The 24,486-nt window shown below is 72.4% G+C and carries 18 protein-coding genes; 7 read left to right on the top strand and 11 right to left on the bottom strand.

The features are described from left to right. Positions 1–14: 14 nt before the first annotated feature. Together ITI46_RS03580 and ITI46_RS03575 are read left to right on the top strand one after the other, a co-directional pair. Positions 15–455, top strand: coding sequence for a Rieske (2Fe-2S) protein (locus ITI46_RS03580; RefSeq protein ID WP_209237882.1), 441 nt, complete (start codon positions 15–17; stop codon positions 453–455). A gap of 413 nt (positions 456–868) precedes the next feature. Beyond that, positions 869–4,135 carry a phosphodiester glycosidase family protein gene (locus ITI46_RS03575; protein ID WP_247745423.1) on the top strand — a complete coding sequence of 1,089 codons (3,267 nt, stop codon included), beginning with the start codon at positions 869–871 and terminating at the stop codon, positions 4,133–4,135. Between the two features lie 124 nt (positions 4,136–4,259). On the opposite strand, the gene ITI46_RS03570 is transcribed toward ITI46_RS03575, so the two are convergent. The 4 genes from ITI46_RS03570 to uvrB form a co-directional block, all read right to left on the bottom strand. Further along, the gene (locus ITI46_RS03570) at positions 4,260–5,255 is read right to left on the bottom strand and encodes a TerC family protein (RefSeq protein ID WP_209237881.1); all 996 of its coding nucleotides are present in this window, start codon (positions 5,253–5,255) and stop codon (positions 4,260–4,262) included. A 305-nt stretch (positions 5,256–5,560) separates the two neighbouring features. After that, positions 5,561–7,582: a TerD family protein gene (locus tag ITI46_RS03565; RefSeq protein WP_209237880.1), complete on the bottom strand. Its 2,022-nt coding sequence runs from the start codon at positions 7,580–7,582 to the stop codon at positions 5,561–5,563. A 48-nt stretch (positions 7,583–7,630) separates the two neighbouring features. Then, on the bottom strand, positions 7,631–8,209 hold the full coding sequence (locus ITI46_RS03560; RefSeq protein WP_209237879.1) for a TerD family protein: 579 nt from the start codon (positions 8,207–8,209) through the stop codon (positions 7,631–7,633). Positions 8,210–8,377: 168 nt separating this feature from the next. Then, positions 8,378–10,510, bottom strand: a complete 2,133-nt coding sequence (gene uvrB / locus ITI46_RS03555; protein ID WP_247745414.1) for an excinuclease ABC subunit UvrB — start codon at positions 10,508–10,510, stop codon at positions 8,378–8,380. A gap of 204 nt (positions 10,511–10,714) precedes the next feature. Here uvrB and ITI46_RS03550 point away from each other — a divergent pair, with 204 nt between their 5' ends. The 3 genes from ITI46_RS03550 to ITI46_RS03540 all read left to right on the top strand — a co-directional run bounded on the left by ITI46_RS03550 (position 10,715) and on the right by ITI46_RS03540 (position 13,939). Beyond that, positions 10,715–11,716: a glycerophosphodiester phosphodiesterase gene (locus ITI46_RS03550; RefSeq protein WP_209237878.1), complete on the top strand. Its 1,002-nt coding sequence runs from the start codon at positions 10,715–10,717 to the stop codon at positions 11,714–11,716. Positions 11,717–11,791: 75 nt separating this feature from the next. Further along, positions 11,792–12,418 (top strand): methylated-DNA--[protein]-cysteine S-methyltransferase, encoded by a 627-nt coding sequence (locus tag ITI46_RS03545; RefSeq protein WP_209237877.1) that lies wholly within the window; start codon positions 11,792–11,794, stop codon positions 12,416–12,418. Between the two features lie 153 nt (positions 12,419–12,571). Then, complete coding sequence (locus tag ITI46_RS03540) at positions 12,572–13,939, top strand: MFS transporter (protein ID WP_372451838.1); 1,368 nt, start codon at positions 12,572–12,574, stop codon at positions 13,937–13,939. A 35-nt stretch (positions 13,940–13,974) separates the two neighbouring features. On the opposite strand, the gene ITI46_RS03535 is transcribed toward ITI46_RS03540, so the two are convergent. From ITI46_RS03535 to ITI46_RS03520, 4 genes are all read right to left on the bottom strand, one after another. After that, positions 13,975–14,757: a PIG-L deacetylase family protein gene (locus ITI46_RS03535; protein WP_209237876.1), complete on the bottom strand. Its 783-nt coding sequence runs from the start codon at positions 14,755–14,757 to the stop codon at positions 13,975–13,977. A gap of 173 nt (positions 14,758–14,930) precedes the next feature. Next, positions 14,931–15,404 carry a type II toxin-antitoxin system PemK/MazF family toxin gene (locus ITI46_RS03530; RefSeq protein WP_209237875.1) on the bottom strand — a complete coding sequence of 158 codons (474 nt, stop codon included), beginning with the start codon at positions 15,402–15,404 and terminating at the stop codon, positions 14,931–14,933. Between the two features lie 209 nt (positions 15,405–15,613). Beyond that, complete coding sequence (locus tag ITI46_RS03525; protein ID WP_209237874.1) at positions 15,614–16,360, bottom strand: hypothetical protein; 747 nt, start codon at positions 16,358–16,360, stop codon at positions 15,614–15,616. A 351-nt stretch (positions 16,361–16,711) separates the two neighbouring features. After that, entirely contained in the window at positions 16,712–17,605 is an 894-nt protein-coding gene (locus ITI46_RS03520; protein WP_209237873.1) for a LysR family transcriptional regulator, read from the bottom strand. 99 nt (positions 17,606–17,704) lie between these two features. Between ITI46_RS03520 and ITI46_RS03515 the strand changes: the two genes are divergently transcribed. Then, entirely contained in the window at positions 17,705–18,532 is an 828-nt protein-coding gene (locus tag ITI46_RS03515; protein ID WP_209237872.1) for an oxidoreductase, read from the top strand. Between the two features lie 28 nt (positions 18,533–18,560). On the opposite strand, the gene ITI46_RS03510 is transcribed toward ITI46_RS03515, so the two are convergent. From ITI46_RS03510 to ITI46_RS03500, 3 genes are all read right to left on the bottom strand, one after another. Continuing rightward, the gene (locus ITI46_RS03510) at positions 18,561–20,093 is read right to left on the bottom strand and encodes an SWIM zinc finger family protein (protein ID WP_209237871.1); all 1,533 of its coding nucleotides are present in this window, start codon (positions 20,091–20,093) and stop codon (positions 18,561–18,563) included. A gap of 38 nt (positions 20,094–20,131) precedes the next feature. Continuing rightward, a complete protein-coding gene (locus ITI46_RS03505) occupies positions 20,132–23,173 on the bottom strand; it encodes a DEAD/DEAH box helicase (RefSeq protein WP_209237870.1) in 3,042 nt (1,013 codons plus the stop codon). Positions 23,174–23,403: 230 nt separating this feature from the next. Then, complete coding sequence (locus ITI46_RS03500; RefSeq protein ID WP_209237869.1) at positions 23,404–23,799, bottom strand: hypothetical protein; 396 nt, start codon at positions 23,797–23,799, stop codon at positions 23,404–23,406. Between the two features lie 80 nt (positions 23,800–23,879). On the opposite strand from ITI46_RS03500, the gene ITI46_RS03495 reads away from it, so the two are divergent. Further along, positions 23,880–24,486: amidase family protein (locus tag ITI46_RS03495; protein ID WP_372451837.1), on the top strand; the 607-nt coding region annotated here is incomplete at its 3' end.

The raw sequence follows: 24,486 nt of genomic DNA, 5'->3' as shown, positions 1-24,486 counted from the left end.
GCAGCGGACGTAGAGTGCGGCGCGTGACGACGAACGAGGAATCGACGGCCACGCGCCGCACCGTGCTGTGCGGTGCCGCGCTGGCCGCGCTGGGACTGACCGCCGCTGCGTGCGGTGGCGGAGACGGTGGCTCCAAGGAGGGGTCCTCGAAGCCGAGCTCCGACAAGCCTGTCGAGCTGGGCGACGCGGATGCCGTGCCGGTGGGCGGCGCCAAGCTGTTCGCCGACCAGAAGATGCTGGTGGCGCAGCCCGAGAAGGGTGACTTCAAGGCGTTCAGCGCGGTGTGTACCCACCAGGGAGCTGTGCTCGGCAAGATCGAGGGCGAGGTCGCGGTGTGCCCGCGGCACGGGAGCCGGTTCCAGGTGGATAGCGGCAAGGTGGCGAAGGGGCCGGCCACCACGGCACTGCCCTCGGTGCCGGTGAAGGTGGAGAAGGGGAAGCTTCTCGCGGGGTAGGTTCCCTTCCTGTCCTGGCGGGGTCCTTCGTCGTTCTGGGCGTCCTTCGCCGTTTGGGCAGGAGGGGCGCGTCCTACGGCCAACCGGTGGAAGAAACGCAGCGTTTCCCCCGACTTCGCTCCAACCCTCTGGTGTAGACCGGTCCCCCTTGGGACGCTGTGCGGCACTGTGCGCAGAAAGTGCCGAGAACACTGGTCTTTGTGGGGGACGTTGTGAGACAGGTCCACGCTCGCGCAAGACTCGCCAGGTCGCTGCTCCCGGCGACAGCCGTCTCCGCCCTGCTGACCGGCCTGCTGCCGGCCGGCACGGTCCTGGCGGCAGCCGGCCAACCCACCGCCCGTCCGACGGCAGCCGCAGCCGTTGCCGAGCCACAGCCCAAGCCGCAGCCCAGGGCCATCGCCGACGGCGACGGCATGGAGCTCTCCCGCACCACCCGCCCCCTCGCACCCGGCGCGAAACTCACCTCCTTCAACCGGCTCGAGTCCGACAAGTGGCTGCGGGCCGACGCTCTCTCCCTCAAACTCGGCAAGGGCCGCACCGGGGCCACGGCCGACTACCTCTCCTCCGGCAAGGTCACCGAGCGCCGCACGGTCAGCGAGCTGGCCAAGGCACACGACCCGGGCAAGGGCCGCCGCACCATCGCCGCGCTCAACGCCGACTTCTTCGACATCAACGAGACGGGCGCCCCGCTCGGCCCCGGCGTACGCGACGGCAAACCCACCCACTCCCCCGCTCCCGGCGTCTCCACAGCGGTCGGCGTCGGCCCGGAGGCGGCGGGCCGCATTCTGGACCTGTACTTCGAGGGGACCGTGACCCTCCCCGGCGGAACCGCGGCGCTCGGCGGCCGGGACGCGGCGAACGTCCCCGAGGACGGCATCGGGCTGTACGACGCGAACTGGGGCGCTGCGGACCGGGCGCTGACCGTCGATCAGGAACCGGATGTGACGGAGGTGACCGTGGAGCACGGCAAGGTCGCCTCGGTGGCGGAGAAGCCCGGAAAGGGTGACATTCCCGAAGGCGTCGGAGTCCTCATCGGCCGCGGGGAGGGCGCCGAGCGGCTGGCCGGGCTGCGCACCGGCGACCCGGTCAGCTGGACGTACCGGGTGCGTACCGACGACGGCTCGCCCGTACCCCGCACCGCGGTCGGCGGGCGCGGGGTGCTGGTCGAGGACGGGAAACCGCAGGACTGGGAGGGCAGGCCGAACAACACAACGGCCCCGCGTACCGCGGTCGGGTTCTCCAAGGACGGCGGCACCATGCATGTGCTGACGGTGGACGGCAGGCAGGCCGCCTCCGGCGGGGTGACGCTGACCGAACTCGGGCTGATGATGAAGGACTTGGGCGCCTACAACGCGCTCAACTTGGACGGCGGCGGCTCCTCCACCCTGCTGGCCCGCGAGCCGGGCGGCGCCACTCTCCAGTTGGAGAACTCCCCCTCCGACGGCGAGGAGCGTGAGGTCCCCGACGGGCTGGCGCTGACCGCGCCGGAGGGTTCGGGCCGGCTGTCCGGCTTCTGGGTGGAGACGGCCGTCGAACCGGCCAAGGCGGCCACCGCCGACAGCATGCCCGGCGGCCACCCCGACCGCGTCTTCCCCGGCCTGACCCGCAAGCTGACCGCCGCCGCGTACGACGAGACGTACGGACCCGCCGAGGGCGCGCCGCGACCCGGGTGGCACACGGCGCGGCCGGACGTGGGCCGGGTCGACGGGCAGGGCGTCTTCCGGGCGCGCCGGTCCGGCAGTACCGATGTCACCGCACGTCTCGGCACGGCGAAGGGATCCACGAAGCTGAAGGTCCTGGGCGAGCTGGACCGTATCCGCCCGACGACGGACCGGGTGGGGCTGGCGGACGGCGCCGCGAGCGGGTCGTTCAAGCTGCTCGGCTACGACGCGGACGGAAACAGCGCGCCCATCGAGCCGAGCGACGCCCAACTGTCGTACGACCGTTCCCTCTTCTCCATCGTGCCGGCCGAGGACACCGCCACCGGTGGGTTCACGGTCAGGACCAGGAACGGACAGGAGTCCGCCGCCGGCACGGTGACCGTGACGGTGCGAGGCCACACCACGCGGCTGGCCGTCACGGTCGGGCTGCGGGAACAGCGAGTGGCCGATTTCGACGACGCGGCCACGTGGACGTTCAGCGCAGCGCGCGCCTCCGGCGAGGTGGCAGCGGAGCCGGACGGCAAGGAGGGCGGCGGGCTCAAGCTCAGCTACGACTTCACCCAGTCGACGGCCACCCGCGCCGCTTACGCCAACCCGCCCGCCGAACGGGCCATTTCCGGCCAGCCGCGCAGCTTCACCATGTGGATAAAAGGCGACGGCTCGGGGGCCTGGCCCTCCCTCCATCTCAAGGACGCGGCAGGCACCGACCAGGTGCTGCGCGGGCCGCTGATGGAGTGGAAGGGCTGGCAGCAGATCACCTTCGAGGTCCCGGAGGGCGTGGCCTACCCGCTGAAGCTGCGCCGCTTCTACCTCGCCGAGACCCGGCCGACCGCGCAGTACAAGGGCGAGGTGGTGCTGGACGAACTCGTGGCCCGTACTCCACCGGACGTCGACCTGCCGCCCGCCGGGCGCCCGCACGATCCGCTGATCTCCACCGCCGCCGACACGGCCGGCCGCGACTGGCGGTTCGCGGTGATGTCGGACGCCCAGTTCGTGGCGCGCGACCCGGACAGCGAGGCCGTACGTGAAGCGCGCAGGACCCTGCGGGAGATCCGCGCGGCCCGGCCCGACTTCGTGCTGGTCAACGGGGATCTGGTGGACGAGGGCTCACCGGCGGATCTGGCGTTCGCCCGGAAGATACTCCAGGAGGAACTCGGTGACGCGGTCGACTGGTACTACGTGCCGGGCAACCATGAGGTGATGGGCGGCTCGATCGCCAACTTCGTCAAGGAGTTCGGCCCGGCGCAGCGCACCTTCGACCATCGCGGGACGCGATTCATCACGCTGGACACCTCGTCGCTGACGGTACGGGGCGGTGGATACGCACAGTTCCAGGAGCTGCGGCGGCAGTTGGACGACGCGGCGCGGGACCGGGACGTCGATTCGGTCGCCGTCATCGAGCACGTACCGCCGCGCGATCCGACTGCGCAGCGGGCCAGCCGGCTCACCGACCGGATGGAGGCCGATCTGCTGGAGAAGTGGCTGGCCGATTTCCGCGCCCGCTCGGGCAAGGGTGCGGCGATGGTTGCGGGCCATGTCGGCGTCTTCGACGCCTCCCGGGTGGACGGTGTCCCATATCTGGTGAACGGCAACTCGGCCAAGGCCCCCGCTGCGCCGCCGGACGAGGGCGGCTTCACCGGCTGGTCGCTGCTCGGCGTCGACCAGGGGCGGCCGCCGCGGGACGGTGACTGGATCTCGGCGCAGACCCGTCCCCATGTGGATGCGCTATTGCTGGAGGCGCCCGACCGGCTCACGGTGGGCGGCCGGGCCTCGGTGTCGGCGGCAGTGGAGCAGGGCGGCGGGCCGACGGCACGCCGGGTACCGGTCGGCTGGCCGGTGAGCGCGGACTGGCCGGGCTCCCCGGGGCTGTGCGTGCGGGGCGCCGTGCCGCGCGGTCGCTGTGTGGCCTCGTACGACCCGGCCAGCGGGACCCTCACCGGGCGCAGTCCTGGCACGGTCACTCTTTCGGTGATCGTCAACGGCGAGCGAGCGGAACAGCGGGTACGCGTCGGCGGGTAGTACGCGTCGCCGGGTGGCCCGTGCCCCGCGCGGGTCGTGGCCGCTGGTCGTGGCTGCGGGTTGTGGCTGCGGGTTGTGGCTGAGCGCGGAGTTCCCCGCGCCCCTGACGGGGCGCGGGGGAGGCTCAGGAGTCGGCGTGGGCCCGCTCCTCGTGTTCGGCGTCCTCGGCGGTCTGCGCCTGCTTCCGGGAGGCCAGCAGCGAGGTGATCGTCGTGACGATCAGCACGGCGCAGATGACGCCCAGGGATACCGGAATGCTGATCTCCGGCACATGCACCCCCGTCTCGTGGAGCGCGTGCAGCACCAGCTTGACGCCGATGAAGCCCAGGATGACCGAGAGCCCGTAGGACAGGTGGACCAGCTTCTTCAGCAGCCCGCCGATCAGGAAGTACAGCTGCCGCAGCCCCATCAGGGCGAAGGCGTTGGCGGTGAAGACGATGTACGGGTCCTGGGTGAGGCCGAAGATCGCGGGGATGGAGTCCAGCGCGAACAGCACATCGGTGGTGCCGATCGCGAGCATCACGATCAGCATCGGCGTCATCAGTCGCTTGCCGTTCTCGACGATGAACAGCTTGGTGCCGTGGTACTTGTCCGTCGAGGGGAAGCGTCGCTCGACCGCCTTGAGCAGCCTGTTCTCCTCGAACTCCTCCTCTTCCTCGCCGGAGCGGGCCTCCTGGATGAGCTTCCAGGCCGTCCAGATGAGGAAGGCGCCGAAGATGAAGAAGACCCAGGAGAAGGTGGAGATGATCGCGGCGCCCGCCGCGATGAAGACAGCTCGCAGCACCAGCGCGATCAGCACGCCCACCATCAGCACCCGCTGCTGGTAGATCGACGGCACCGCGAACTTCGCCATGATCAGGACGAAGACGAAGAGGTTGTCCACGCTGAGGGACTTCTCGGTGATGAAGCCGGCGAAGAACTCGCCCGCGGGCTGACCGCCCCCGAAGAGGAAGAGTCCGAGCCCGAAGAGCGCGGCGAGGACGATCCAGACGGTCGTCCAGATACCTGCTTCCTTGAGGGAGACATCGTGCGGCTTGCGGCCGCCGATGAAGAAGTCCATCCCGATGAGGGCGCACAGACCGACGATGGTCAGCACCCAGGTGGTCATGGATATGTCCATGAAGTCCTCCGGCTTGCATACGAGCATGGGCCGGAGGTCTCTTCCACCCGGGCACGCCGCCCACAGCGGACCGGGCCGGTGCCCCGGGACCGTCCTGTCCGGTCCGTACTGACGGGGTCACCGCGTGGCTGGGAATACTCCCCTCCGATACAAGAGAGCGTAAAGTAAAGTCATGGAAAGGTAAAGGGCGGGGTCAAGGAAAGGCCCGGCCGAGGGGTCGTGGCCTCGGCCGGGCCGCAGTGCCTGATGGTTCAGTGCTTGTGGCTCAGTGCTTGACGGCTTAAGTCCGGCCGGCGCTCGACGGCTCAGGAAGAGTGCCGCGCGGCGACGACGCGCCGCAGCACCTGCGGCACGACCTGGCTGTTGCTGGGTGCCAGTGGCGGCTCGTACGTCCAGGCGTGGCCCACCCACGGGTCCGCGAGGTGGTCGTCGGGGACCGGCGTCAGCCGCAGCAGCGAACGCCACAGCGGGTCGAGAACCGGCCCGTAGCCGCGCGCCTCCTCCCGGTCGGCGACCACCAGCAGGCTGACCCCGACAGAGGGGCCCTCGTCCGCGAGGTAGCGCAGCTGGTTGACGGCGCGGTCGTCGAAGCCGTGCGGGAAGTCGTGCACGACCAGCAGCTGGTCGGCCAGGTCCAGATCGGGCGGGAGGGCGTCGGTGGCCCGGCTGCGTACCGCCATCTGCACAAGGTCCACGCGCTGCGTCAGCCGCTCCAGGGTGCGGGCCACCCCGGAGGCGCCGGCGGCCGGCGGATCCCGCAGCACGCCGGACTCCACCAGCGGCAGCAGCGAGGTCGCGGCCGAGCCTGCCGGGTCGATGACGTGCACGGTCATCTCGTTGGCGGGGTGTACGGCGACGATACGGGCTGCCAGCGCGGTGGCGGTCAGCTGCGCGAGACGGCGCAGCTCGTCCGCGTCCGCCAGACCCGCCTCGGCGCCCCGCAACCGGCCGCTGTCGATCCACAGCCCCCGCTCCAGCGGCAGCCGCACCAGCATGGGGATACGCAGCTCGGGGCGCTCCGAGAGGCTCAGATCGCCCACCCGCAGGGCCATGGGGCGCTCGGTCGGCGGCTCGTACGCCTGCCAGACGGGGTTGTCCCAGCGGGCCAGCGCGGGCGGCAGCGCCGGCTCGACCACCTCGGACTCGGCCTCCAGCTGGGCCATGTCCCGCTCCAGCACTCCGCGGGCCTGCTCGACCAGCGCGCTGTGCTTGGCCCGGGCCTCGGCGCGGGCCGCGTCCGCCGCGGGGCCGATGCGGGCCCGCGGATCGTCGAGCACGCCCTCGAGCTCCCGCTCCATGCGGGAGTCGGCGAAGTCGACGGCCGAGCGGTAGGCGGCGACGCTGCGGGCCAGGTCCTCGAACATGCCCCACACCTGGTTGTAGAGCCGCTCCTCCATCGACCAGCCGGGGGCGTCCCCGGCGACGGGCTGCGAGGTGTCCTGCCCGTGCCCCTGCCCGTGCCCCTGCGGCCCGCCGGACTGCGGCCCGCCGGACTGCGGCCCGGCCGCGGACTGCGGAGGCACGGAAGCGGCGGGGGTCGGCCCGGCTGCCGGCTGCGGAGTGGGCGTGGCGCGCCGTGGGTGGCGGTAGTCGATCGGGCCGCCTCCCGCGCCTGTCCCGGTCCCGGCGGCGGACGGCTGAGCCCCGGCCGAGGGCGCGGAGGACGCTGAGGGCGCGGTGGGCCGGGACGGGGCGCCGGCGGGCTGCCCCGTCCCCGTGCGGCCGCCCGCGGCGTGCCGGGTGGGGCGGTCGGGAGCCGGTGCCACCGAGCGGGCCATTCCGGCGGCCACCGCCTCGTTGATGGTGCCGGCCAGGGCGCGGGCCTCGGCCAGGCCCTGGTCGGCGAGCATCGCGGCGAGCCCGTCGGCGTATCCCTGGCCGACGGCCCGCACCTTCCAGATGTCCCCGCGCAGATACAGCTCCAGGGCGACCACGGCGGACTCGGCGCTCAGTCCCGTCACCGTGTAGCTGGCGATCTGCTCACCGTCCTGGCCGGTGACGGCGAGGAACGGCGCGGCCAGACCGGCGAAGTCGGCCGGGGCACCCGGCACCGCCGGCAGGGCCAGCAGGATGTTCACCCGGTGGACGCCCTGCGGCAGCGCGCCCGGATCGACGGCGAGGTGGTGCACGGCCGCCGCCTGCCGGGAGACCTCCACCCCGGGCAGCTGCGGCGCTGCGGGGTGGGCGATCCACCCCGCGTCCCGCATCCGGCCCTGCTCGTCGTTGAGCGTCGCCCCGGCGACGAGGGGCGTGCCCGCCGTCACCCGGATCTCCACCCGGGTCCCGGGCAGCGGATGGTTCTGCCCCCGGACCAGCTCGGCCGTCATCGTCGTGCCCCTCCCCTGGCTCTTCCCACTTTCGGTAGCTCCGGCCTGCTACAGCTTCGGCAGGATCGCCGGCATCAGGTCCTGGAAGGTACGGCCGTTGGCGGGCTCGCCGATGGCGGTCATCTGCCAGCCGTTGCCCTGCCGGTGGACCTTCGCCATGATCTGCGCGGTGTAGGTGCCGCCGCCGGTGAGGGTGTAACGGGCCATCTCCTGGCCGTTGGTCTCGTCGACAAGGCGGCAGAAGGCGTTCTCGACCTCGGCGAAGGTCTGCCCGGTGAACGAGTTGACCGTGAAGACGATCTGGTCGATGTGGACCGGAACGCGCTGCAGATCCACCATGATCGCCTCGTCGTCGCCGCCCTGGCCGGCGCCGCCCACCAGGTTGTCACCGGTGTGCTTGACGGAGCCGTCGTCGCTCACCAGGTGGCGGAAGAAGACCACGTCGACCGGCTGCTTGTCGGCGAAGAGCACCGCCGAAGCGTCGAGGTCGATCTCCCTGGTGCGCTTGCCGAAGAGCCCGCGACGCGGCGCGGCCTGCCAGCCCAGGCCCATGCGCACCGCCGTGAGCGTGGCGCCGTCGCTCTTCTGAAGGCTGATCCCCTGGCCCTTGGACAAGTTGACCGACACGTACGTCCCCTCTCTCGACCGGGGCCGCCACCGGCCGACGGCCACCAGGCAAGAACCCTACGCAAGGGCACTGACAGCCCGCGCTGTCGCCCGGGACTTGTGTCGGTCTTGCAACACTCCGCACGGGTCCGCTGCCGGGCTCCGTGCGAAGTGTCCCGGTGCGTGGTGTTACTTGAGGCCCGCCTCCTGCATCTGGCGCAGCTCCTTCTTCAGTTCGCCGACCTCGTCGCGCAGCCGGGCGGCGACCTCGAACTGCAGCTCCGCGGCGGCGGCGCGCATCCGCTCGGTGAGCTCCTCGATGGTCTCGGCCAGTTCGGCGGCGGGCCGGTCGGTCAGCTCGCCGGCTGCGGCGCCCTTGCCCGCCCGGCTCTTGGCGGGGGTGGGCGCCTTGCCCTTGGCCGGCTTGCCGCCCTTTCCCGTCTCGTCCCGCTTGCGGTAGCCCGTCTCCAGCAGCGACTCGGTGTCGATCTCCTCGCGGACGATGTCCGCGACGATGTCGCCGATCTTCTTGCGTAGCGGCTCCGGGTCGATGCCGTGTTCCTCGTTGTAGGCGATCTGCTTCTCGCGGCGGCGGTTGGTCTCCTCGATGGCCCGCTGCATACCGGGGGTGACCTGGTCCGCGTACATGTGCACCTGGCCGGAGACGTTGCGTGCCGCGCGGCCGATGGTCTGGATCAGGGAGGTACCGGAGCGCAGGAAGCCCTCCTTGTCGGCGTCCAGGATGGCCACCAGGGAGACCTCGGGCAGGTCGAGGCCCTCACGCAGCAGGTTGATGCCCACCAGCACGTCGTACTCGCCGGAGCGCAGCTCGCGCAGCAGTTCGATACGGCGCAGGGTGTCCACGTCGCTGTGCAGATAGCGGACCCGGATGCCCAGTTCGAGGAAGTAGTCCGTCAGGTCCTCGGCCATCTTCTTGGTGAGGGTGGTGACGAGTACCCGCTCGTCGCGCTCCTCGCGCAGTCTGATCTCGTGCACCAGGTCGTCGATCTGGCCCTCGGTCGGCTTGACGACCACCTCCGGGTCGACCAGCCCGGTGGGGCGGATGACCTGCTCGACGAACCCGTCGGAGCGGGCCAGCTCGTAGGGGCCCGGTGTGGCGGACAGATAGACCGTCTGGCCGATGCGCTCCAGGAACTCCTCCCACTTCAGCGGGCGGTTGTCCAGCGCCGAGGGCAGCCGGAAGCCGTGGTCGATCAGCGTGCGCTTGCGGGCCGCGTCGCCCTCGTACATGGCGCCGATCTGCGGGACCGTCTGGTGCGACTCGTCGATGACCAGCAGGAAGTCTTCCGGGAAGTAGTCCAGCAGGGTGTGCGGCGCCGAGCCGGGGTCGCGGCCGTCGATGTGCCGGGAGTAGTTCTCGATGCCGGAGCAGGTGCCGATCTGGCGCATCATCTCGATGTCGTACGTCGTGCGCATCCGCAGCCGCTGGGCCTCCAGGAGTTTGCCCTGCTTCTCCAGCGTGGCCAGCGTCTCGCCCAGCTCGGCCTCGATGGCGCTGATGGCGCGCTCCATGCGCTCCGGTCCGGCCACATAGTGGGAGGCGGGGAAGACGTACAGCTCTCGGTCGTCCGAGATCACCTCGCCGGTTAGCGGGTGGAGGGTGGAGAGGGCCTCGATCTCGTCACCGAACATCTCGATGCGGACGGCCAGCTCCTCGTAGACCGGGAAGATCTCGATGGTGTCGCCCCTGACCCGGAAGGTGCCCCGGGTGAACGACATGTCGTTGCGGGTGTACTGCACGTCCACGAAGCGGCGCAGCAGCTCGTCCCTGTCGACCTCCTGTCCGACCTTCAGCGGCACCATGCGGTCCACGTACTCCTGCGGGGTGCCGAGGCCGTAGATGCAGGAGACGGAGGCGACGACGACCACGTCACGCCGGGTGAGCAGCGAGTTCGTGGCACTGTGGCGCAGACGTTCGACCTCTTCGTTGATCGAGGAGTCCTTCTCGATGTAGGTGTCCGTCTGCGGGACGTACGCCTCCGGCTGGTAGTAGTCGTAGTAGGAGACGAAATACTCGACCGCGTTGTTCGGCAGCAGCTCGCGGAACTCGTTGGCGAGCTGCGCCGCCAGGGTCTTGTTCGGCGCCATCACCAGCGTCGGACGCTGGAGCTTCTCGATCATCCACGCCGTGGTGGCCGACTTGCCGGTGCCCGTGGCACCCAGCAGCACGACATCCTTCTCGCCGCCGGTCACCCGCTGTGCGAGCTCCGCGATGGCGGTCGGCTGGTCGCCGCTGGGCTGGTAAGGGCTGACGACCTCGAAGGGCGCCACCTTGCGTTGGATCTCGGTGTTGGGCCGCATGTTCACCACGGTACGACTCACCACTGACAGCGGGCGCCGGCCCGCAAACTACCCCCCACTGGCAGATAGCTGCCAATTTGTTCCGCTGCAGGTCAGCGGCTCAGCTACCCCTCGTTCAGCTCTACGCCACTTTGTCCCCGCTTGTTTGTATTGCGCATCGGGAACTGTTTCGGCAGTCCGTGCAGCACAAGCGAGGAGTCCCGCATGTCGATACGCCCGCTGACCGCAACCGCCGCAGGTGCGCTGCTGGGTATGAGCGCGCTCTTCCTCACCGCCACGCCGACCGCAGCGGCCTCGGAACGCCCGGCGAGACAGAACCCGGAGCCGGGCGTAGACTTCCCCGTCCTCTCGGACGGGGACCCGGACCCCGACCCCGACGCACAGCCGCAAACCCACTCCGACGTCAGGAAACCACGCCGAGCGCCCCTCACGGTGGCGCACAGGGGAGCATCGGGTTACGCGCCGGAGAACACTCTGGCCGCCGTCGACAAGGCGCACGAGCTCGGCATCGACTGGGTCGAGAACGATGTGCAGCGCACCAAGGACGGCGAGCTGGTCGTCATCCACGACACCACGCTCTCCCGCACCACGGACGTGGAGGACCGCTTCCCGGACCGCAGCCCGTGGAAGGTGTCCGACTTCACCCTCAAGGAGATCAAGACGCTGGACGCCGGCAGCTGGTTCGGCAGCCAGTTCAAGGGCGAGAAGATCCCCACCCTGCGCGAATACCTGGACCGGCTGACCCGGAACGGGCAGGACCTCCTGCTGGAGCTGAAATCGCCCGAGCTCTATCCCGGCATCGAACGCGAGACCCTCGGCCAGCTGCGGCGCGAGGGCTGGCTCGACCGGCTGCACACCGGGAGCAGGCTCATCGTCCAGAGCTTCAACAAGGCGGCGGTCCAGAAGGTGCACCAGCAGCAGCCCGAGGTGAAGACGGGCTTCCTGGGCACCCCGAAGACCGGCGACCTGAAGGAGTACGCCAAGTTCACCGACCAGATCAACCCCACCTACACGGACGCCACCAAGGACTATGTGAGCGCTGTTCACGCGCTCAAGGGTCCGCACAAGAAGCCGCTGGAGGTCTTCACCTGGACCGTGAACGACGCCGAGACGGCCCGTAAGGTCGCCGACGCCGGTGTGGACGGAATCATCTCCAACAAGCCGGATGTGGTCAGCGACGCCGTGCAGACGTCGCCCCTCGGCTGAGCACCGCCCCCGCGCGGGCCGCTCGGGGTGAGCTGCCGGACGGGGACTGTCAGTGGGGGCCTCTAGGGTGCCGGTATGACTGACACCCCGGTGCAGCCGGCGGCCTGGATGCTGCGGGAGACACCCATCGGGCCGCTGCTGCTCGCGGCCACCGAGAAGGGCCTGGTCAACGTCGTCTTCCATGCGAGAGGGCGCACGCTCGACCGGGCCCTGGCGCGGCTGTCGGGCCGGCTGGGCGGCGAGCCGGTGCGCGCGGAGCCGCTGCCCGCGCAGCCGCTGCCCGCAGAGCCGCCGGCCGCCGGGCACGCATCCGGCCCGGCTGCGCACGCGCCCGGGCCGGCCGGGCATCTCGCCGCCGCCGCGGCGGCGCTCGACCGCTACTTCGCGGGCTCCCCCGAGCCCTTCACCGTCCCGCTGGACTGGTCGCTGACGGGCGGCTTCAACGAACGGGTGCTGCGTGAGCTGGCGGCCCGTGTGCCGTACGGGACGACCGTCGGCTATCAGCATCTGGCGCTCCGCGTGGGCGACCCCGGCGCGGCCCGCGCGGTCGGAGTCGCCATGGGCGCAAACCCGCTGCCGGTCGTGGTGCCCTGTCACCGCGTGCTGGAGAGCTCCGGTGCGATAGGCGGCTTCGGCGGCGGTCTGGAGACCAAGCGGACTCTTCTCGCGCTGGAGGGGGTGCTGCCGGAGCCGCTGTTCTGACTTCCGGTTCCGACTATTTTCCGAGGCCGTCCATCCCCCGTAAGTCCGTGGTGGCGAGCGGCGCGAGGTGCCAGACTGCGCGGCGTGACTGACATTCGTGACACGGCCGACGGTGATGACATACCGGGGGACGCGCCCGGAGCCCCGGCGGGGGTGACGGCAGGCGGCACGGCGGAAACCCCGGCACGGTCGGCTGCCGGTGAGTCCGCAGTGCTCGGCGGTACCTACCTGGATGCCGTACGGCGACGGGTGCGGCTGGCGCTGGTCATCAGTCAGATCCTCGGCGGGCTGGGAGTCTCCACGGCGGTGGCGCTGGCCGCCGTGCTGGCCGAGGAGATCGGGGGCTCGGAGGCCGTTGCGGGGCTGGCGTCCACCTCGTCCGTGATCGGGACGGCGCTGCTGTCGCTGCCGTTCGCGGCGCTGATGGCGCGGCGCGGGCGGCGGGTCGGCCTGACGTCCGCCTACGTGGTGGCCGCTGTGGGCGGGCTCGTCGTGGTGACCGGAGCGGCGGTGCGGAGCTTCCCGCTGCTGCTCGTGGGCATGGCCGCCTTCGGTGCCAGCAACACCGCCAATCTGCAGGCCCGCTTCGCCGCCGCCGACCTGGCCGAGCCGCTGCACCGCGCGCGGGCCATCTCGACGGTCGTCTGGGCGACCACCATCGGCGCCGTGCTGGGACCGAACATCGCGGCGCCCGCGGGGAAGACCGTGACCTGGCTCGGCGTGCCGGAGGCGGCGGGTCCTTTCCTGTGGGGCACGGCCGTCTTCCTGGTGGCAGGCGCTGTGCTGCATCTGCTGCTGCGGCCGGACCCGCTGCTGACGGCCCGCGCACTGGCACGCGCGGAGCGGGGCGAAGCCGTACGCGGCGCGGGAGCGGACGGCGGCAAGGGCGGGGACGGGGACGGCGGCAAGGACGGTGACGCTGACGGGGACGGCCGCGGGCGGTCGCTGCGGGCCGGGCTGGCCACGGTGTCGGCCTCGCCGCACGCCCGCGTGGCGCTGGCCGCGATAGCCGGCTCCCACACGGTCATGGTCTCGGTGATGGTGATGACCCCCGTCGACCTGGGCGGACACGGTGCCGGGGTGGAGCTGATCGGGCTGGTCATCAGCGGGCACATCACCGGGATGTACGCGTTCTCTCCCGTGATGGGCTGGCTCGCGGACCGGATTGGGCGGTTCAGTGTGATCCTGCTCGGGGTCGCCCTGCTGGGGTGTGCCACGGCGCTGGCCGGGACGGCGGACGGAAACCACGCACAGTCCGCCGCCGGGCTGTTCCTGCTCGGGCTGGGCTGGTCCGCTGGGCTGGTCTCCGGCTCAGCGCTGCTGACGGACTCCGTACCGCAGCAGGCACGCGCAGCCGTACAGGGTTTCTCGGACCTGATCATGAACGCGGCCGCGGGCGTCGGCGGCGCCCTCTCCGGCCTCGTCGTCGCCCAGGCGGGTTACGGCTGGCTCAACCTGCTGGCCGCGGCGCTGCTGGTGCCGGTCGCACTGCTGACAGTGGCCGTCGCGGTACGGCGCTGACCCCGCACGCGTCATCCGGCGCTGCGTGCGGCGGCTCAGCGAGCGTGGAGTTCGAAGCCGACCGAGCGGCGGCCGCCGTTCCGGTGGCCGTAGCGGTCCAGGCCGCCGTAGACGATCGAACGCGCATACGCCTCAGGGTCCTCGTCAGTGAGCGCCGCGATATAGGCGCGGTGCTCCAGCAGCGAGGCGAGCCCCTTGCGGGCGGCCTCCTCGCCCACCTGGACGGCGTGCGTCACGGCGGGGGAGGCAGCGACGGCCACCCACCGCACTCCGGCCCACGGCAGTACGCCGTCCGTCTCGAGCTGGTCGCTGAAGATCCACCGGTTGCCCGCGTCCCCGACGGCGTCGAGAACGGAGCGGCCCAACGCCCGGTGGTCGGGGGTGTTCCAGGGGCTGCCGGGCGCGTCACCCCAGGTGTCGTGGTGGTTGATGGTGAGGACGAGCTCGGGACGGTGTCTGCGGATCGCGGCCGCGATGTCCCTGCGCAGCGCCGGTCCTTCCTCCAGGACACCGTCGCGGTGGTCGAGGAATTCCACCTCGGCCACGCCCACGACCTGTGCGCTGGCGCGCTGTTCGGCCTCGCGCACCCGCGCGGCCTCGGCGGGCTCCATGGTGTCGATGCCCGCCTCGCCGCGGGTGGCCAGGAGGTAGGTGACCTCCTTGCCCCGTGCGGTCCATTCGGCGACGGCCGCGGCAGCGCCGTACTCCAGGTCGTCCGGATGGGCGACGATCGCCAGCGCCCGGCTCCAGTCCTCGGGCATCGCCGCCAGCTGCTCAGCCGCGCCGTGCTCCTCCGCGCTCTGTGCCGTGGCCGTCATCCCGTCCCACCTTTCGTCTGCCGCGCCCCCGTTGGCGCTGATCAACGGATGCAACGGCGCACCCCGGCGAACTGTTCCCCGGCGGCACCCTCAGCTTGTCAGCCCCGGGCCCCGGCAGCATGTCGGGCGTTCCGGCCGTCCCGGCGCCGCGGCGCCCTGGCGTCCCGGCCGGTTCAGCGCCAGCCGTGTACCTGCTGCAGGCGGTGCACCACCGCGTTGAAGCGCGCGCGGTCCAGGGCGCACGCCTCGCGCCGCATGCCGCCCGGGTGCACCCGCAGCACCCGATCGAGTCCGACCCACGACTCGCGCCCCTCGCGGTCCCAGGGCCCGGAACCCAGCGGCAGCCACTCCTGGTCACCGTTCCTGGCACGGGAGGTGAGCTGGACGGCCAGTACGGGGGACGGGTCATCGTGGCCCTCCCGCGCGACGATCAGCACCGGGCGGTCCTTGCCGCGGCCGTCGGCCTCCTCGTACGGCACCCACGTCCAGACGATCTCGCCGGGGTCCGGGTCGCCGTCCGGGTCGGGCGCGTACGTCATACGTATGGCGCCGACCGCGCTCGGATCCACCTCGACCGTCGCGGCGGCTCCGCTCCTGCCGGGAAACTGCTCGTCTTCCTCGCCCCACTGGCGGGCCACTTGACTCATGATCTCAAGCTATCGGCCGGCCTCCAGCCGCCCGGAACCGGCCTCGGACTGCTCGGTCCGTTCCAGAGCCGCCGCCCGGCACCCAGGCACAACCCGCGGGCCGCCGACCGGCGTTGCGCCGCCGGAACGCCGACGGCGCCGCGTCCGGGGGGACGCGGCGCCGTGCAGAGAGGTGGTCGGCCGACCGGTGAACGGGCGGCCGCGCGGCCTCACCCGTACGGGTTGCCGCGAGGGTCGGCGGGGGCGCCGCCCTGCTGCTGGCCCGGGTTGCCGTAGTACTGGCCGGGCTGCTGCGGGTACTGCTGGGGCGGGGCCGCCGGGGCGCCGGGCGCCTGCGGGTTGCCGTAGTACTGGCCGGGCTGGGGCTGCTGCGCAGGCTGCTGGTAGCCGCCGGGGGCCTGCGGCTGGGCGTACGGCTGGCCCTGGGGCTGGCCCTGCGGGGGCTGCGGCGCGTAGCCCTGCTGGGGCTGGCCCTGCTGCGGCTGGGCCGGAGGGGCGTAACCCTGCTGGGGCGCGTAACCCTGCGGGGCGCCCTGCGGACCGGGCGCGCCCCCGACGATGGCGAGCAGCTCCTCCAGCTCGTTGCGCCACATGCGGTGGATGTTGATGCGCACCGGCTTGGCCTCGCCCGGCAGTGCCATGTAGTAGAAGCTCCACAGCGGGTTGAGCTGGATCTCGCCGAAGAGCGAACGCGCCTGGTCGCGCGGGATCGCGTGCACGATTTCCTGCGGACGCTGCGAGAAACGGGACATCCGCTGCACCAGCAGGGCCTGTTCGGTGACCGTGATGAAGTAGTACTTGATCAGAAGCTGGCCGATCAGCCCCAGAAAACCGACGCTGAGCCACGGGGTCGGCCCTGCCACGGCGGCGACCGAGACCAGCGGCCGGTCTCCCGGCGCCTGTTGTGCAATGGCCTCGGCCACCTGCTTCTTCATCGTCGCCTTACGAAAGGCCATCGGACCGCTCCTCGCTCCGTTCGCCGCGTGGTACGGCGCTGTCTTTGCGTTCGGCGCAGGGTACTCGGCCGAGGTGACAGTTCTCCCGTCCGGGTGCAACAGCCCGGCGGCCCAGGACGGCCACAGGCCAAGGAAAGCGCCAGGGCCGGTCAATGAGTGGTCATGAGCGGTCAAAGTTCTGCGACCTGCCGCACAGGTATCTTCCGGGCTTTGAGAGGGAGTTGGACCTGTCCGGCTGCCGGCTGTCCGCCCGCGCCGCAGTGCGGGCGGCAGAAGTGGCGACAGAGCCGTGATGACGGTCACAGCCTCGGTCGTCCGAACCCTGTACTGGACGGCTCCCTTCGGGCCCGCTCAGGCGCGCGCGGCTTCGGTCGCCGCCCGCAGGTAGGCGCGGACGAGAGGGCGGTCGTCGTCCGCGCGGCAGGCGACCGCCAGACGGCTCGGCGTCAGGCCCAGGACGCGGCGGGTGAGCACGCCGCCCCGCATCAGCAGGGGCGCGTTGCCGTGCGCCAGCAGACAGACGCCCTGGCCGGCGACAAGTGCCTCATAGGTCTCCTCCGAACTGCTGACCTCGGCGCCGATGACCGGCTCCCGCCCGCCGCGCGCCTCCGTCGCCAGCCAGTGGTCGCGCAGCGGTCCGGCACTCTTCGGCAGCGCCAGGAACGGCTCCTCCAGCAGGTCGGCGAAGTCGACAGCCGGGCGCCCGGCCAGCGAGTGGCCCTCGGGGAGCGCCACCAGCCGCGGCTCCTGCGCCACCACGGTCCAGCGGTAGCGCGGGGGTTCGGGCAGCGGCAGCCAGACGAAGGCCACGTCGCTGGTGCCCTCCGCCAGCCCCGCGGTCGGATCCTCCCAGCTGAACTGCCGTACCGTCAGCACGGCTTCGGGGTGCGCCGCGGTGACCCGCGACCGGATGGCGGGCAGCAGACCGCCCCGCCCGGGGCTGGTGCTCATGCCGACCACCAGACCGGCCCGCTGCGCCGCCCGCACCGCCTCGACCGCCTCCCAGCCGGCCTGCCACTCCTCCAGCACCCGCCGCGCGTACGGCAGCAGCGCCGTACCCGCCCGCGTCAGCTTCACGCCTCGCCGGTCCCGCTCGAACAGGGGCACGCCCAGCGCCCGCTCCAGCACACGGATCTGTTTGCTCAGCGCGGGCTGCGAGACGAACAGGCGCTCGGCGGCCCGGGTGAAGTGCAACTCCTCCGCCACCGCGACGAAGTACCGCAGATCCCGACCGTGCACGTCCATAACCGATAGCTATCACGGAAGGTCTTGGACACGCGACGGAGTTGTCGACGAGCCTCGCAGGTACAGGAACGACGACCAACGGAACGGGACGGAGAACCGATGAGCAGAGTGTGGCTGGTGACAGGCGCCAACAGCGGGTTCGGCCGGGCGATCACCGAGGCGGCCGTGGCCGCGGGCGACACCGTGGTGGCGGCCGTCCGCCGCACCTCGGCCCTGGACGACCTCGTCGCCGCACACCCCGACCAGGTGGACCCCGTCCAGCTGGACGTCACCGACACCGGGCAGGCAGCGGCGGTCGCCGCCGACGTGATCGCCCGGCACGGCAGGATCGACGTACTGGTCAACAACGCCGGACGCACCCACGTCGGTGCCCTGGAGGAGACCACCGAGGCCGAACTGCGCGCCCTGTTCGACGTGCACGTCTTCGGCCCCGCCGCCCTCGTCCGCGCCGTCCTGCCGCACATGCGGGAACGCCGAACGGGCGCCGTCGTGCAGCTCAGCAGCATGGGCGGCCAGCTGTCCTTCGCCGGGTTCGGGGCGTACAGCGCCACGAAGTTCGCGCTGGAGGGGATGTCCGAGGCGCTGGCGGACGAGGTGGCGCCGTACGGCATCAAGGTGCTGATCGTCGAGCCCGGCTCGTTCCGCACCGGCCTGTTCGCCGCGGGCACCGCCAGCTCGGAGACGGGTCCGTACGCTGACACCGTCGGTCCCACCCGCCGCATGATCGAGGCCGGTGACGGCAAGCAGCCCGGCGACCCGGCCAAGGCCGCCGCCGCAGTGCTCACCGCCCTCGCCGCCGAGCAGACGCCGCTGCGTCTCCCGCTGGGCGACGACGCCGTTGACGCCGTGCTCGGTCACCTCGACCGCGTCCGTACGGAGATCGAGAGCTGGGAGACCGTCGCGCGCGACACGGCGTTCGAGGGGTAGTCCCTCTCCGCCGGCAGCCGCTCGGGGATCAGGGTTCCCGGAGTCCGGTGAGGGCCTGGACGGGGTCCGGCGCCGAGGCGCCTTCCGGCCACCAGTCGCGCCGGTCCTCCCGGTTGTCCCGGCCCTTCCGGGTGCTTCTGTTGCGCCGCGGGGGCTCGTCGTGGGCCGCCCGGTAGGGGTACCAGCGGCCGTCACGTCCGTAACGGAGCTGGATGGGGCGGGTGGTGTGGGTGAGGTGGTTGCGGTGAATCGTCATCGTGATGCCCAGTCCCGCCAGGGCGCTGCGCCCGCGGTCGAAGGCGCCCGCGGGCGGATCCCAGGCGGTTTCCAGGACGTCGAGCCCCGCGGGACCGCCCTGCCGCCAGGCCGCGGCGGCACGGGCCAGCTCCAGCGCGTCCCGGCCCGCCGACCGCGCCAGCGCTGCGAAGAGCGGGGAGAGGCTGCGCCGTCCGGTCAGCTGGGGGTGAGTGGCGGCGAGCCGGACGGTGTCGTGCCAGAGCGAGAGTTCGGGCAGCGGGTCGTCATCCTTCCCGTTGCCCTCTCCCGGCGCACTGTCACCCTCCGCCGCTACCGCCGCCAGCGCGAGCCGGGCCCGGGTGGCCGCGTCGGTCGCCAGGAACGTGAGGGCATCGGCGCTGGGGGCGCCGGGCAGTCCGGGGAACGGGCCGGGCTCGCCGGACTCCTGTGGCAGCGGCAACGGCTCGGGCAGCGGCGGCCGTACGGACGTCGCGAACACCTCACTCGCGGGCAGCGTGCTGCTCACCTGCTGCCCGGGGGAAGGGCTGTCGGCAAGGCCGGCTGCTTCGCGGGCGCCGGTAGCGCTTGACCGGTCACGGGCGCCGGGAACGCGTGATCGGCCACGGGCACCAGACGTACCTGGTCGGCGGGGGACACCAGACGTGCCTGGTCGGCCGGGGGCACCTGGTCGGGCAACCGCCCGGGTACGACCGGCAGCATCGCGGCGCGCCTCATCCCGCTCCCCCTCCCGGACCGCGCTTCTGCGCGCCACCTCCTCCCGTACGGCCTCCGCTGCCCTGCCCCGCAGCAGGAGCAGCGCCCAGGGGTCGGCGTCCAGCAGACGTCCCGTCTCATAGCCGAGCGCGGCCGCGTGCTTGCAGGGGTGGCCCTGGTCCGGACAGCTGCACGCGGGCAGGAGTTCCCCCGCGGCCGGGAGGAGCTGTACGCCTGCCGACCGGGCGGTGGCCGCAACGCCCGGCCCTACCTCCCCGTCCAGCAGCGCCGCCGCGTCCACCGGCCGGTCCGCGACCGCAGCCAGGAAGGCGCCCCACTCCTCCTCCGACAGCACTGGCAGCCGCCACTCGGCGCGGTAGGGGCGGGAACGGCTGCCGTGCACAAATGCCGTGACCCGGCCGGGCCCCACCCGCACCGCTGACACTCCCCCGGCACCGTCCAGGGCCTGCCCCTGACCCGCGCGACGGCTCGCAGGCCGGTCCGCGAGCCGGTCCCCGACCGCGTACGCCCGCCCTCGCTCCAGCCGGGCCGCGTCCCGCGCGGCTCCCTCCATCGCGCGCAGCCAGGCCGCTCCCCAGCTCTCCGTCACCGTCCCCCGGGCTCCGGCGGGAGACTGCCCGGCGCCGGTCACGGCTGCCTCCGGAGCGACACCAGGTCGGCCAGCTGCGCGTCGGTCAGCTCCGTCAGCGCTGCCTCGCCGCCGCTGAGCACCGCGTCGGCCAACTGCTTCTTCGCCACGAGCATTTCGGCGATGCCTTCCTCGACCGTGCCCTGCGTCAGCAGCCGGTGCACCTGCACGGGCCGGGTCTGGCCGATGCGATAGGCACGGTCGGTGGCCTGCTCCTCGACGGCCGGGTTCCACCAGCGGTCGTAGTGGATGACGTGCCCGGCCCTGGTCAGATTGAGGCCGGTGCCCGCCGCCTGGAGCGACAGCAGGAAGACGGGGACCTCTCCGGACTGGAAGGCGTCCACCATCTCCTCCCGCCGGTGCACCGGCGTTCCCCCGTGCAGCAGCTGCGTCCCGATACGGCGCCCGGTCAGATGCACCTGAAGCATCCGCGCCATCTCCACATACTGGGTGAACACCAGCACCGAGCCGCCTTCGGCCAGGATGGTGCCCAGCAGTTCCTCCAGCAGCCCGAGCTTGCCGGAGCGGCCGGGGAGCCGTCCGCCCGTGCCTTCCCGCAGATACTGCGCCGGATGGTTGCAGATCTGCTTGAGCGAGTTCAGCATCCTCAGCACCAGACCACGCCGCCCGATCCCCACCGCTGCCTCGATCCGGGCCATGGACTCGCGCACCACCGCCTCGTACAGTGCCACCTGCTCCCTGCTGAAATCGACCATGTGGTCGGTCTCCGTCTTGGGCGGCAGCTCGGGGACGATACCCGGGTCGGACTTCTTACGGCGCAGCAGGAATGGGCGCACGAGCCGGGCCAGCCGCTCCGTCGCCTCCGGGTCATCGCCGCCCTCGACGGCGCGGGCGTGCCGGGCGCGGAAGGTCTTGAGCGGGCCGAGCAGCCCCGGCGTCGTCCAGTCCAGGAGCGCCCACAGCTCCGAGAGGTTGTTCTCCACCGGCGTGCCGGTGAGCGCGACCCGGGCGGCGGACGGGAGCGTACGCAGAGCGCGGGCCGTGGCGGAGTTGGCGTTCTTCACATGCTGGGCCTCGTCCGCGACGACAAGTCCCCACTCCTGCGCGGCCAGCTGCTCGGCGCTGCTGCGGAGCGTGCCGTACGTCGTCAGCACGAACCCGGCGTCGGAGCAGGCACCGGCCCCGGCTTCGGCGCCTGCTCCCGCCTCGGACCCGGCCCCGGTCTCGGACCCGTCACCGCCCAGCCCTTCCAGAGTGCGCCCGGGGCCATGGAAGCGGCGTACGGGCACATCGGGCGCGAACCGAGCCAGCTCCCGCTGCCAGTTGCCCAGCAGGGACGCCGGGCAGACGACCAGCGTCGGTGCCGTCTCGCCCCGCTCGGCACGGTGCAGGTGGAGCGCGATGAGGGTGACGGTCTTGCCCAGACCCATGTCGTCGGCGAGGCAGCCGCCCAGTCCGAGCGAGGTCATCATCTCCAGCCAGGCGAGCCCGCGCCGTTGGTAGCCGCGCAGCTGGGCCCGCAGCCCGGCGGGCGGAGCGATGCTCCCGGCGTCCTCAGCGCCTTCGTCGCCCTCGGCGTTCGCGGCGGCCTGGTCGGTCGCGCCGCGCAGTCTGTCCCGGAGCGCAGCCAGCGCGCCCTCCGGCACCGCCTCGACCCGCTCGCCGTCCACCTCGACCTCGCCCGAGAGCGCCGCGGACAGCGCGTCGCCGGGCGAGAGCAGGCCCAGATGCCGCTTGCGTGCCTTGCGGACCAGCTCCGGGTCGACCAGCACCCACTGATCGCGCAGCCGGACCAGTGGGCGGTGCGCCTCGGCCAGTTGGTCCATCTCGGCGGCGGTGAGCGGGTCTCCGTTGAGCGCCAGCTGCCACTGGAATTCGAGGAGTTGGTGCTGATCGAAGTAGGCGAGCTCGGCCGCCGAGCCCGGCGCGTGCGAGCCCGGCCGCACCACCACGGTGGCGCTGAGCAGGTCGCGGACGAGGGCACGCGGCCAGTGCACGGCCACATCTGCGGCGGCCAGCTCACGGGCCGTACGCCCCAGCAGAGCGTTCAGCTCCTCCTCCGTCAGCGGGAGCACATCGGGTCTCGGCCGCTCCAGCAGCCGCCCCAGCGGGGGCCAGACACGCGCCGCGCGGCGCACCGCCAGCACGGTGTCCACCCGGGCCCGCGAACCCAGATACTCCGCCTCTCCCTCCCACAGCGCCGCCACGTCCGCCATCAGCCTCGGGTTCCCAACGCTGGTCGCCTGAACGACCGCCGCCGCGACGTACGGCTCCGGGGCCGCCACAGAGTCCGGACCCGGGCCCAGGTCCCCGCCGGGGTCAGGGCCCACGTCCACGTCCGGGTCCGGGCCGCCGTCGAAGATCCGGTCGGCGGACAGGTCGAGCCGGAGCGAGATCCGGATTCCGCCCTCCATACCCGCCGCCACCTCGGCCGCCCACTCCCCCAGTCGCGGATACTGCCCGGCGAGCCGCTGCGGTCCGCGCGCCGCGAATGCCGGTCCCGTGGCAGCGGGACCGGCGGGGGTGCGGGGCAATACGTCGGCTACCGCGTCCAGAAAGGCCCGTACGAGCCCTTCCGGCTCCGGCACCCGGATCGGCTCGTCCGCGCCAGGCGAGGGCCCCGGCCCGGCGGGCACCGCGTGGGCCTCCGGCGGCATCGCGGCGGCCACCGCGCTCAGGTGCGCCACATCCTCCGCGTCCAGCGGGCCGGCGCGCCACACATCCGTCTCCCCCTCGCCCAGACCCGGCATCAGACGCCCCTGGGCGACCAGCCGCAGCCCGTGCAGCGCGGCTGCGCCCCAGCACGCCGCGGCCGGGTGCGCGCGCCCGTCCGTCCGTGCCCTCATCAGCACAGGCAGCGCCTCCCGCACCGGCAGCCAGCGTGCCGCCACCGCTCGCCGCCGTACGCCCTGCGCGCCCTCTCCGTACGGCCGCACCACGGTCAGCTCGCCCGGCTCGCCCGCCTGGGGCAGCTCCCCCTCGTCCTCCCGCCAGAACGCCACCCGCCCCTCCCGGGGCACCTCCCCCGGCAGAAAGACCACAGCACACCGCAGGAGGTCCGCTCCGCTCCCCGACCCCATACGCGCCACCGCTTCCACACACCTGACTCCGAGCTCGCAGGCGAGTCTAGGAGCGACCACTGACAATCCCCCCGACGATCAAGGGACTCGCAGGTGAACCCTTGATCGTCGAAGGGGAGGCAACCGAGGGACGGCGAGGCAGGGCCAGGCCGACCCTGTCGGCGTCGAAGCATCGCGGCGGCGCGGCGGCGAGCTGTCGCGACGTCACGGCACCGTCCGACCGCCCCGCATCACCCCAGGTTGATGCCGCCCTGAATGTCGCGGGCCTGAATGACGGGGCCACTCACCTGGGCGGAGCCCGACACCGTGTTGTGGACCTCGGAGTGCTCGGCACGCAGCACGGGCGCATGCCGTTCGGCCCAGCCGCGCAGCAGGGCGGCGAATTCCTCGTCGGCGCGGGCCTGCTCGCCGAGCCAGCCGGTCAGTACGCGTACCTGCTCGCTGTCGGCCGGGTCGACGGCGGACAGCCGACCCTCTTCCGATTCACCGTCCCTGCGACGGCCACCAACCCGCCGTACCAGCGACAGCAGAGACTCCCATGCGGACTGCCCCGCCGCTGTTGCGGCACCGCCGGCAGCGGCTGAAGCGGCGGTGGTGGCGAGGGCGAGGGCGGCTTCAACGTCCATACGGCATACGGTAGATCGCCCGCGGGCACCCCCGCCAGGCCGCACCCGGCTGTACCGTTTCCCAGGAACGGGGGGTGCCGATGGACGGGGACAGCATCGCCGCGCGGCCGGCGCCGTGGCCCGGGCCGCGCGGGGCAGCCGCGTGCTGCGGGATGCCGGCGCGCGAGATCGCCCGCGAAGTGGCGGCGGGCAGACTGTCGGCCCGCGAGGTGGTGCGGGCGGCGCTGGCTCGGATCGCCGAAGTCGACACATCGATAAGGGCGTTCACGGAGGTGTGGCCCGCGCGGGCCGCGGCGCTCGCGGCGGACGTCGACCGGGCCGTCCGGGCAGGTGACCGGCTGCCGCTGGCCGGAGTACCGCTGGGGGTCAAGGCAACCCAGCGCCTCTCGTCCCGCCAGGTGGCCGGACTGGTGGCCGCCGGCTGCGTGCCGGTCGGGGCCACCGCAACGCCCGGCGCCGGCACAGGATGGCAGACGTGGGGCGCCACCGACCGGGGTCCCACCCGTAACCCCCTCGACCCGGAACGGAGTCCGGGCGGCTCCTCGGCCGGGTCCGCCGCCGCCGTGGCAGCGGGGATGGTGCCGCTCGCCACCGGGAGCGACGGCGCCGGGTCGGTACGCATCCCTGCCGCATGGTGCGGCGTCCTCGGGATGAAGCCCACCGGCGGCCTGCTGCCCCTGCCGACTC

The sequence above is a fragment of the Streptomyces oryzae genome (assembly GCF_017676365.1).
In the GTDB taxonomy this organism is placed as follows: Bacteria; Actinomycetota; Actinomycetes; order Streptomycetales; family Streptomycetaceae; genus Streptomyces; species Streptomyces oryzae.
Note: the sequence above shows the minus strand (reverse complement) of the source record. Positions and strands in the feature narration are given on the sequence as shown.